At 65.4% G+C, this 10,355-nt stretch carries 8 protein-coding genes; 5 read left to right on the top strand and 3 right to left on the bottom strand.

Going from position 1 to position 10,355, the window contains the following annotated elements; all coding sequences use genetic code 11:
* Positions 1–475: 475 nt before the first annotated feature.
* The 4 genes from CAG31_RS18090 to CAG31_RS18075 all read left to right on the top strand — a co-directional run bounded on the left by CAG31_RS18090 (position 476) and on the right by CAG31_RS18075 (position 3,977).
* Entirely contained in the window at positions 476–1,270 is a 795-nt protein-coding gene (locus CAG31_RS18090) for a helix-turn-helix transcriptional regulator (RefSeq protein WP_085583607.1), read from the top strand.
* Positions 1,271–1,338: 68 nt separating this feature from the next.
* Positions 1,339–2,751: an efflux transporter outer membrane subunit gene (locus CAG31_RS18085; protein WP_085583605.1), complete on the top strand. Its 1,413-nt coding sequence runs from the start codon at positions 1,339–1,341 to the stop codon at positions 2,749–2,751.
* Between the two features lie 141 nt (positions 2,752–2,892).
* Complete coding sequence (locus tag CAG31_RS18080; RefSeq protein ID WP_085583603.1) at positions 2,893–3,498, top strand: SCO family protein; 606 nt, start codon at positions 2,893–2,895, stop codon at positions 3,496–3,498.
* Entirely contained in the window at positions 3,498–3,977 is a 480-nt protein-coding gene (locus CAG31_RS18075; protein WP_085583601.1) for a copper chaperone PCu(A)C, read from the top strand. The genes CAG31_RS18080 and CAG31_RS18075 overlap by 1 nt, the downstream gene beginning before the upstream one ends.
* A 49-nt stretch (positions 3,978–4,026) precedes the next feature.
* Here CAG31_RS18075 and CAG31_RS18070 read toward each other — a convergent pair whose 3' ends face one another.
* Both CAG31_RS18070 and CAG31_RS18065 read right to left on the bottom strand, forming a co-directional pair.
* A complete protein-coding gene (locus CAG31_RS18070) occupies positions 4,027–4,443 on the bottom strand; it encodes an organic hydroperoxide resistance protein (RefSeq protein WP_085583599.1) in 417 nt (138 codons plus the stop codon).
* A gap of 194 nt (positions 4,444–4,637) precedes the next feature.
* Positions 4,638–5,666, bottom strand: a complete 1,029-nt coding sequence (locus tag CAG31_RS18065; RefSeq protein ID WP_085583597.1) for a sterol desaturase family protein — start codon at positions 5,664–5,666, stop codon at positions 4,638–4,640.
* Between the two features lie 273 nt (positions 5,667–5,939).
* On the opposite strand from CAG31_RS18065, the gene CAG31_RS18060 reads away from it, so the two are divergent.
* Positions 5,940–8,150 carry an LTA synthase family protein gene (locus CAG31_RS18060; RefSeq protein WP_085583595.1) on the top strand — a complete coding sequence of 737 codons (2,211 nt, stop codon included), beginning with the start codon at positions 5,940–5,942 and terminating at the stop codon, positions 8,148–8,150.
* 49 nt (positions 8,151–8,199) lie between these two features.
* Here the strand turns inward: CAG31_RS18060 and CAG31_RS18055 are convergent, their stop codons facing one another.
* The gene (locus CAG31_RS18055; protein ID WP_085583593.1) at positions 8,200–10,230 is read right to left on the bottom strand and encodes a TonB-dependent receptor; all 2,031 of its coding nucleotides are present in this window, start codon (positions 10,228–10,230) and stop codon (positions 8,200–8,202) included.
* Positions 10,231–10,355 lie beyond the last annotated feature (125 nt).

Below are 10,355 nucleotides of genomic sequence, written 5' to 3'. Positions count from 1 at the left end.
AAGATCCTTCTCATGTGATTGTGCCGGTATTCAAGCACCGGCCCCGGAAGCGGCATGACACGTGAAACCCGGACACCCGGGCCGGGCGCCGCGCCTGCCTTTTGCGCGGGGCCACGACGGGCGCTCGGCAACCGCCCCTTACGTCCCGAAAGGAATAGCTGAAAGTCTTGTAGGACAATTGCCATACCTGCAGCCCGCTCTAGATCCGGTTTTGCCGGCCAATCTCGCCGATCCTCCCGATTTAGTGCCCCTGTGATTAACCGTTCAATCACCGGGGCGATTTTCGCAGCCCATTCCGCGTAGGAATCGTGGGCGCATCAATTCAGAAAAGATGGCAATTTGTGTCCCCGCTTTCCCTTACAGACGCAAGACAAACCCATAGGCTTAAATCCCTGCTCAAGGAGAAACGGGACTTGCAGGGGCGTGTGCACGGCAGACGATTCGGTAAAGGCGTGAAGACAAGGATGACAAAGACATGAATCTGACCGGCAGTATCCGCAACACGGAAAACCCGCACTTCTACTGGCAACTGGGCGAATTGATCGCCAGCACCGGCGACGAACGGTTCGCCACCAACCTGTTCCAGTTGGTCGATACCCTGGTGCCGGTCAACCGGGTCGACCTGAGCGAATGGACGCTGGACGAGCGCCAGGCCAGCGTGGTCGAGGTCAAGGCACTGGGCAGCGCCGGCCAGCCGCAGACGTTCCCGCCCCCGGATCCCCTGCAGCGGCCGGACGACCATCCGTTGCTGCAGAAAATGATCGAGATGAACGACTCGCTGCTGATCCAGCTCAAGGCCTCGCTCCAGCACCGCCACCCGCATTTGGGTGTCCATCAATGCAATCTGGTGTCGCGCAACTCCAATCGCCGCTGCGTCATTTCGTTCTACCGCCCGCAAACGCACCGGGTGTTTTCCCTGCCGGAGCTGTCGTTCCTCAAGAGCCTGTCCGACACCCTGCTGCCGTTGATCGAGCGCCACGCCCACCTCAGCCGGCAGACCACCGCCCGACACCTGCGACCGCCCGTGGCCGACCAGGACCAGGCGCCGTTGCACCAGGTGTTCGAGGAGCGCCTGACCCTCAGCGAAATCAACCTGTCGGTGCGGGAAAAGGAAGTCTGCCTGGGCCTGCTGACCGGCGGCACCGTGCCGCAACTGGCCGAGCGGCTTCGGGTGAAGAACAGCTCCGTCGAGACCTACCTCAAACGCGCGACGGCCAAGCTGGGCGTCAGCGGGCGGCACGGTCTGGCGAAATGGATGGCCGGCGCCTGATCCGGCGGTCGGTTCACTTCGGGCCCCTGCACAGCGGCGCCCGTTCTTTGCGTGCATGAGGCTGTTTGATGTCCAGGTTGCCCTTTTCCCTGCTGTGCGCCGCCCTGCTTTTGAGCGGCTGTTCGTTGATTCCCGAGTATCGCCGCCCCGAGTCGCCCAATGCCGCGCAGTATCCGCAAGGCCCGGCCTACGCGGCGAAGACGCAGCCTGCGGTCGGCGTCGACGACTGGCGGGGGCTGTTCAACGATCCGGCCCTGGAACAGTTGATCGAAAGCGCGTTGGCCAACAACCGCGACCTGCGGGTAGCGGCGCTCAACGTCGAGGCCTTCCAGGCGCAGTACCGGATCCAACGCGCCGACCTCTTTCCGGCGGTGTCGGCCAACGGCAACGAACTGCGCCGGCGCATGCCGCCCAGCGTCACCCGGACCAAGGCGATGATCACCTCGACCTATGCGGTGAACCTCGGGGTCAGCGCCTACGAGCTGGATTTCTTCGGCCGGGTGCGCAGCCTCAGCGAGCAGGCGCTGATGACCTGGCTGTCCACCGAAGAGGCCCGGCGCAGCGCACAGCTGAGCCTGGTGGCCAACGTCGCCAGCGCCTACCTGACCTGGCGCGCCGACCAGGAACTGCTGGCCCTGACCCAGGAAACCCTGGCCGCCGACGAACAGAGCCTGCGCCTGACCACCCGCAGCCGCGAGGCCGGCAAATCGTCGGCGCTGGAGCAGATCCAGGCGCAGACCAGCGTCGACAGCACCCGCGCCAGCCTGGCGCGCTATCAGCGGCAGGTGGCTCAGGATCTGAACAGCCTGACGCTGCTGGTGGGGGCGCCGATCCCCGAACACTTGCCGGCGCTGCCGCTGGCCAACGACCTGGTGGCGCAGCTGCCGGCGGGGTTGCCGTCGGACCTGCTGCAGCGCCGCCCGGACATCCTTCAGGCCGAGTACAAGCTCAAGGCCGCCAACGCCAACATCGGCGCGGCGCGGGCGGCGTTCTTTCCCAGCGTCAGCCTGACCGCCAATGCGGGAACGTCCAGCACCGACCTGGCCGGGCTGTTCAAGGGCGGCTCCGGCGCCTGGACGTTCCAGCCGCAGCTCAACCTGCCGGTGTTCAACGCCGGCAGCCTGCGCGCCAGCCTGGACTACGCCAAGCTGCAGAAGGACATCACGGTGGCCGAGTACGAAAAGTCGATCCAGACCGCGTTTCAGGAAGTGGCCGACGGCCTGGCGGCGCGCAAGACCTACCGGGATCAGCTTCAGGCCCAGCACGACCTCGTGCAGGCCACCCAGGACTACTACGACATGGCGCAGCACCGCTATCTGAGCGGCGTCGACAGCAGCCTGACGTTCCTCGACGCCCAGCGCTCGCTGTTCAGTTCCCAGCAAGGCCTGATCAACGACCGGCTGGCGCAACTGGTCGCCGAAGTGAACCTGTACACCGCCCTGGGCGGGGGCTGGAAGGCGCTGCCGGACGCCGCCCGCTGATCGCGGCCATTTGTCGCACCATGTGTCTAGACCGCCGTTCGGCAGCCGGGAGCGCTCCCCGCTTTGCTATCATGCGCCGCTTTTACGGTAACCCCGCCCGGACGGCTGCACGCCGACGGGCTCGCAAAGGGCGCTAAATCGATGACCGCTTCGTTGACCCGCCGCCAGGTGCTGGCCGGCATGGGTGTGCTGGGCCTGGGCCTGCTCGCCGGCTGCGACACCCGTGGCGAACTGTCGTACAAGTACGGCAAGGATCTGAGCAACAAGATCCTGGGACGCACCTTCAAGCTCAAGGACACCGAAGGCAACACCCTGACGCTGTCGAGCTTTCGCGGCATGATGCCGATGGTCTTCTTCGGCTTCACCCAATGCCCGGCCATCTGCCCCACCACGCTTGCCCGTGCGGCGAAGATCAAGAAGCTGATGGGCAAGGACGGCGACCGCCTGCAGGTGATCTTCATCACCCTGGACCCTGAGCGCGACACGCCGCAGATCCTCGACACCTACGTCAAGGCCTTCGACCCGAGCTTCGTCGCGCTGTACGGCACCCTGGAAGAGACCAAGGCCACGGCCAAGGAATTCGACGTGTTCTTCGAGAAGGTGCCGGCCGGCGACACCTACACGATCTCCCACACCGCCACCAGCTACGTCTACGACTCCCGGGGCGAACTGCGCCTGGGCCTGTCCCAATCGCTTTCGGCACAAGAGTGCACGGAAGATTTGCTTACCGTTATGGAGGTCTGCTGATGCACCCCGTTCTGAACACCCTCAAACGTGCCGCTTGCGCCCTGTCCCTGCTGGGCCTGGCTTTCCAGGCGTCGGCGCAGACCAAGGTCGATGACGCCTGGGTGCGCGCGACCGTCGCCAGCCAGCCGGCGACCGGCGCGTTCATGACCGTCACCGCCGACAGCGACAGCAAACTGGTCAAGGTGGCGTCGCCGGTGGCCAAGGACGTGCAGATCCACGAAATGAGCATGAAGGACGACGTGATGAAGATGGGCCCGGTGGCCTCCGTCGACCTGCCGGCCGGCAAGGCCGTGACCTTCGACCCGAGCGGCTACCACGTGATGCTGATGGGCCTGACCGGCCAGGTGAAGGAAGGCGACAGCGTGCCGCTGACCCTGACCGTCGAGAACGCCAAGGGCGAGCAGGAAACGGTTGAAGTGAAGGCCGCCGTGCGTTCGCTGACCCACATGCAAGGCCACGATCACAGCAAGATGCATTGATCCCCGGCTGAACCGGCCTGCCCGCGCAACGCGGGCGGGCCGCCTGGGCTCAGACCAGTTTCACCTCGACCTGGATGTTGTTGCGCGTGGCCTTGGAATAAGGGCACACCTGATGCGCATCCTCCACCAGCTTCTGCGCGGCGGCGCGCTCCATCCCCGGCAGGCTCACGTTGAGCCGCGCCTGCAGCAGATACCCTCCGGCATTGGTGCCCAGGTCCACTTCGGCGTCCACGGCCACGTCCGCCGGAATGCTGATCTTCTGTTGCGCGCCCACCGCCTTCATCGCGCCGATGAAGCACGCCGACCAGCCGGCGGCGAACAGCTGTTCCGGGTTGGTGCCGCCGCCGTTGCTGCCGGGCGAGGACAGTTTCACGTCAAGGATGCCGTCGGAACTGCGCGAAGCGCCGTCACGTCCGCCGGTGGTGTGGGTCTTTGCGGTGTACAGCACTTTATCGATCTGGCTCATGGCGATCTCCTGATTCAGAGGCACAGCATGTCGTCTCGGCGCCCCGCCGATCACCGACAGGCGCACCACCCATTTCGCACAGCCTTCTCACTATAGACGGGCGTTCACGGAATGCCGGGTGTTCGCAGGATTCATGCACACCACCCAAAACTGTAGGCGCTTGCCTGCAAGCGATGAGGCCAGCACAGGCGACATCACCGGTGCCTGACCCACCACCCTCGCCCCCACACGGATTCTGGGAACAGCTTGCGCGCCGTCTCCACGAACGGCGTGATGACCAGCCCGTACAGCGTCAGGTAACGCTCGCGATCCTGCTCCCCCGTGCCGAAGCGCAAGGCCTCAGGCTTCGGTGTAGTCACGTATAGCGTGCCGAACAGCCAGTCCCACAGCGACAGGTTGATGGCGAAGTTCTTGTTGAAATGGCGCGGGGCGTCGCTGTGGTGGATCTGGTGCTGGGCCGGGCTGTTGAGCACATGCTCGAGCGCAGGCCCGAACGACAGCCAGACATGGCTGTGGCGCAGGTTGGCCCCCAGGCTGTTGACGATCAGCACCAGCCAGGTCACGCCGAACAGGGTGTAGCGGCTGACCTCCCCGCCGCAGGCATACCAGACCGCACCGGCGAAGGCGCCGAGGCCGGCAGTGATGACGAGCCGCTCGACCAGCGACTCGACGATGTGGATCCGGCTGGCCGTGGCCGGCACCAGCACCGGCGCCGAATGGTGGACCTTGTGGAATTCCCACAGCCAGCGGGAATGAAAGGCCCGGTGGATCCAGTAATGCAGGAAATCCCTGAACAGGAACACGCCCAGCCCGTAGGACACGGCGAGCAACGGATGATCGGGAAGTTGTTCCCGGGCGCCCCACAGTTGCGTGAAAAACCGCTGGTAGTCGCCGGAGCGCAGGATGTACGGATCGACCAGGCCGACGACCGGCAGCACCAGCGCGACCCGCAGGATGGCCTTGATGAAGTAGTAGCGGTAATCCAGCCACGCCGAGCGGTGGCCGTGGATCCGGCCACCACCGATGAACTGCCAGAACGAACCCGCCCCGGTCAGGCCACGCCGTTTGCGGTGACGGAACAGCCCGTAGGCCACGGCGTAGGAGGCCAGCAGAAACACCACGCCGAGGCGCCCGTTCAGATCGAACAGGCCAAGGAACTGCCCGGTGACCGGAGCGATCACGAAATGGTTGAGGCCTGTCGAGAGTTGCGCGAACACATCCACGAGGATCGGACTCCATCAGAGGTGGCGCATTGTAAATCGCAATGTTTCGCAAATGCAGCCGGCCGGATCAAAGGCATTAATACTTTTTAAATAGGTTGATACAAAAAAGCGTCCCCTGTCCCAACCGCCCGCGCCCGCGATTCGCCGGCCCGTGCCCGCCGGATGTGTCCGGGGCCGATCTTGGCCTGCGTTTAATCGCGCGATCCGAATGCCTGCCCTTGGTATCATCGCGCACACTTTTATGACGGTTTGATGGCTGGAAGGTCTTTTTTCGTGAACGCTCTCTTTCACCGGTTGCGGCATCCTCACGCCCGCCTCTTCTCCCTGATCACCCTGGCGCTGATCGTGCCCGTGTGCCTGCGTGCGGCGCTGGGATGGTCGTCCACGTTCGGTTACCTGTCGGACCTGGCCATCGGCAGCCTGCTGGTGGTGCTGCTGCACCGCCGGCCGTGGTGGCTGGCGCTGCCGCTGCTGCTGTTCTGGGGACTGCTGGCGGTGGCGACCGCGGAGCTTGTCAGCGCCGTCGGCCGCCTGCCGAACCCGGCGGACCTGCATTACCTGATCGACCCGCAGTTCGTGGAAAACTCCACCGGCGGCGGCTTCGCCCATCCCGGCGTGGCCGTTGCCCTGCTGCTGGCCCTGGCGCTGTGGCTGCTGACCCGTTGGGCCGGCCGCGCCACCGAAGCCAAGGCATTGCCCCGCGCCGCCTGGGCGGCGCCGCTGCTGCTGTTCGGCGCCCATTGGGCCGCGCAGCATGTCGCCCCCAGCGACGCCGACCCGTGGCGCCTGTACAACCTGCCCCATCAATTGCTCGCCGCCCAGGTCGCCGACGCGCAGATGCAGGCCGAAGAATGGCTGGCGGGCGACGTCGAACACACCGCCCCGCCCATGGCCGGGCTCACCGACCTGGACCTGAACGGCCACAAGCTGCTGAGCGCCCCGGGGCAGGCCCGCAACGTCCTGATCGTCGCCCTGGAAGGCATCCCCGGCGCCTACATCGGCGCCAACCGTGAGGCCATCGGCAGCCATTACCGGGAAAACCTCATGCCCAACCTCAGCCGCTGGGCCGAGCGCGGCATGAACACCCCGGACTACGTGCTGCACACCCACCAGACCATCCGCGGCCTGTACGCCATGCTCTGCGGCGATTACGACAAGCTCGACAACGGCACGCCCAAGGGCGTCGAGATGCTCACCCAGAACGAACGCAACCAGGCCTGTCTGCCGTCCCAACTGCGCCAGCACGGTTTCGCCACCCACTACCTGCAAGGCGCCGGCCTGCGGTTCATGGCCAAAGACAAGATCATGCCGCACATCGGTTTCGATGCGACCCACGGCCTTGAATGGTTCACCCGCGCCAACTACCTGGAATTCCCGTGGGGCAAGGACGACAAGGCGTTCTTCGAAGGCGCGCTGGACTACGTCGCCCAACTGAAGAAGCAGAAGCAGCCGTGGATGCTCACCCTGCTGACCGTCGGCACCCACCAGCCCTACTCCGCGCCGGACGAGTACCTGCAACGCTACGACACGCCGAAACAGGCCGCCGTCGGGTATCTGGACGATGCGCTGGAAGTGTTCCTGACCGGCCTCGAACGCCAGGGCGTGCTCAAGGACACGCTGGTGGTGATCACCTCCGACGAGTCCCACGGCATCGACGGCGTGCGCCTAGCCTCGTCCTGGGGCTTCAACCTGACCCTGGCCCCGGAGCACGCGCAATTGCCGCGGCTGAACGCCGGGGTCTACGGCCATGTCGACCTCAGCGCATCGATCCTCGACTACTTCGACCTGCCGGTGCCCACCGCCCTGAGCGGCCGTTCGCTGTTTCGCGACTACGACACGGGCCGCGAGATCATGTCCTTCACCAACGGCAAGCTGCGCTACCACAACGGCCAGGGCGTGCTGACCGAGTGCGACATGCCGCGCCGCTGCCGGGATTACGCCAGCGCCGGCTTCATCGCCGACAGCGCCACGTTCAAGGGCAACGCCAGCGGCCAGAGCGCACGGCAGATCGCCGCCCGCGCCACGGCGCTGGACCTGTCGCTGCTGCGTTCGCCGCTGAATCAGCGCTACCAGTTCGGCAGCTCCAACGTGATCCCGCTGCAGGCGCAGATCAAGGACGACTGGGCCGACAACCTGATCGGCGCGCAGTACCTGGAGATGCCCAAGGGTTCCCACACCCGCGTGCGCCTGACCGTGCGCTCGGTCGATCCGGCGCAGGCCGCCTTCATCCAGCTCAAGGCCAAGGAAATGGAGCAGGACGTGCAACTGGGCCTGCCGACGGAAATGGTCGCCACCGCCGATCAGCCGCTGGAGATGGACTTCAGCTTCGACAACCCGATGGCGCGCAAGGCGTTCTCCTTCCACCTGCTGGGTTACGGGGCGGGCGCGGTCGAGGTCAGCGACTTCAGCGTGATCACCGAACTGCCCGGCCAGGATGACCTGCTGGACGAAGTGCCGGCGGACGACACGGCGCAGTCGAGCTGAGGCCGGCGCCGACGTCCCGCCTAGCGTGGGACGTCGGCGGATCCGTGGATCAGAACGTGGTGCGCAACCCCACCTGGATGCTGCGCCCCTGCGCCGGCGCAATGTCGCGCAGGATCGAACTGGCGTAGCGTACGGTCTGGTCGGTCAGGTTCTCGGCATTGACGAAGGCCAGCCATTTGCTCCGGCCGACATCGAAGTTGTAACCCACATTGGCCCCCAGCGTGGTGTAGCCGTCGGTGCGGCTTTCGTTGTCCGGCACGCGGTGCTGCGAGCTGGCGTGCTCGACATCGAGCCGCGCCTGCCAACGGTCCAGGCTCCAGACCAGCCCGCTGTTCAGGCGCAGCGGCGCGATGCGCGGCAGGTCTTGGCCGGTGTCGAGGTTTTTCGCCCGGGTGTAGTCGCCGGACAACTCCAGGGCGAATTTGCCGTAGGCGTTTTCGCCGAGCTCCCAGCGATCCTGCGCCTCGATTCCGCTGAAGCGCGCACGCACGCCCGAATAGGCGTACTCCGGCATGCCGTCGGCGTCTTGTTCGCCTTCATCATTGAGCGTGCGACCGGTACTCAACAGGCCGATGTAGTTGGAGAAGTGGCTGTAGAACACACCGACGCTGCCCTTGTGGGTGCCGTTGTCGAAACGCAGCGCCAGGTCGCTGGACACCGCCTTCTCTTTCGACAGGCCGGCATCGCCGACCTCGTAGGTGCCGGTAGCCACGTGGGCGCCGTTGGCATACAGCTCGTAGAACGTCGGCGCCCGTTCGGTGTAGCCCAGGGTCGCGGCGACCGACCAGACAGGCGTCAGGGTGTACACCGCACCGGACGACAGGCTGCCGGCGGTGAAGTTGCTGGAGCGGCCGGCCTCGGCGAAACGCTCCTTGCCTTTGGCGTCGGGGTCGACGGTGGTGTGTTCCAGGCGTCCGCCCAGGGTCAGCAGCAACCGGTCCGTGGCTTGCAGTTCCTCCAGGAGGAACAGCGCGCCGGCGTTGGTGTCGGTCTGCGGCACGAACGTTTCTTCGCCCAGCGCAGAGAATTCATTGCGGCTGACCTGGGCGCCGATCACACCGTTGAGCGGCCCCAGCGGCTGGTGCCGGGCTTCGACCCGCGCTTCGTAGCCTTTGTTCTTGAAGGTGGTGCCGGTTTCGCCGCCTTCGATTTCCCGGTGTTCGTAATCGGTGTAGCCGGCGTCGAACTTCACCGAACTGAAGGGGCCGTCCAGGTTGCGGATTTCCGAGGCAAAGGCGTAGTGGTCCTGTTGCATGCGGATGCGCACGTCGTCTTCGGCGGGCGAGCCGTAGTTCGAATCGTAATGGCTGTAGGAAAGACCGGCATAACCGTCGTCCCAGGTGTAGGAACTCCCCACCGCGCCGCCGTCCTGGCGACCGTCGCTGTTGGCCAGACGGTGCTTTTTCGCATCACCGTCATCGTCGGCGCGTTCACGACCGGTCTTGGCGTAGCCGGGGATCTTCAGGTCGTTGAACTCCCGGGCGCTGGCGTCTACGTGCAACGCAAATTGCCCATTGCCCGCCTCCAGCTTGCCGGCGCTGCTGCGGGTGGTGTCGGCGCCGCCATAGCGCAACTCGCCGGCACCGTGAATGCCGTCGATGGCTTCGGTGGGAATGCGGTTGTCGAAGGTGTTGACCACCCCGCCGATGGCGCTGCCGCCGTACAGCAACGCCGCCGGGCCACGGACGATCTCGACGCGCTCGACGTTGACCGGATCCAGCGGCACCGCGTGGTCATAGGAGAGCGACGAGGCGTCCAACGCGCCGACGCCGTTGCGCAGGATGCGGATGCGGTCGCCGTCCTGGCCCCGGATGATCGGCCGGCTCGCGCCGGGGCCGAAATACGACGATGAAACGCCCGGTTGCCTGTTCAGGGTTTCGCCGAGGCTGCCCTTCTGCTGAAACGTCAGGTCATCGCCGGACAGCACCGTCGACGGCGCTGCGAGGGTCTGGCTGCCCAGCGGGTTGGCGGTGATGACCTGCGGTTGCAGTTCGAGGGGTTCGGCGGCGACCAGGGGCGATGCGAACAGCAGCGCAGCGGCCAGGGGCGTCAGGCGCCAAGGGAGAGGACGGGCAGACATTTCTGGATTCCATAGACAGAAGAGTGAACGTCGCCGGCAGTCATGGACGACACGCCGAGACAGGATGAAACAAAATTAATGTTATACAATAACATTTCTATTTGCCATCACTGTTCTGCCAGCCG

The sequence above is a fragment of the Pseudomonas sp. R25(2017) genome, assembly GCF_002112565.1.
Classification (GTDB): domain Bacteria; phylum Pseudomonadota; class Gammaproteobacteria; order Pseudomonadales; family Pseudomonadaceae; genus Aquipseudomonas; species Aquipseudomonas ekonensis.
The sequence above is the reverse complement of the archived record's forward strand: the minus strand, read 5'-3'. Positions and strand labels throughout refer to the sequence as shown.

Excerpts from the sequence above, each read along its gene's own strand:
- CAG31_RS18070 (WP_085583599.1), bottom strand. The coding sequence starts at position 4,443 with ATGAGCCAGATCGATAAAGTGCTGTACACCGCAAAGACCCACACCACC.
- CAG31_RS18085 (WP_085583605.1), top strand. The coding sequence starts at position 1,339 with ATGTCCAGGTTGCCCTTTTCCCTGCTGTGCGCCGCCCTGCTTTTGAGC.
- CAG31_RS18055 (WP_085583593.1), bottom strand. The coding sequence starts at position 10,230 with ATGTCTGCCCGTCCTCTCCCTTGGCGCCTGACGCCCCTGGCCGCTGCG.
- CAG31_RS18090 (WP_085583607.1), top strand. The coding sequence starts at position 476 with ATGAATCTGACCGGCAGTATCCGCAACACGGAAAACCCGCACTTCTAC.
- CAG31_RS18075 (WP_085583601.1), top strand. The coding sequence starts at position 3,498 with ATGCACCCCGTTCTGAACACCCTCAAACGTGCCGCTTGCGCCCTGTCC.
- CAG31_RS18080 (WP_085583603.1), top strand. The coding sequence starts at position 2,893 with ATGACCGCTTCGTTGACCCGCCGCCAGGTGCTGGCCGGCATGGGTGTG.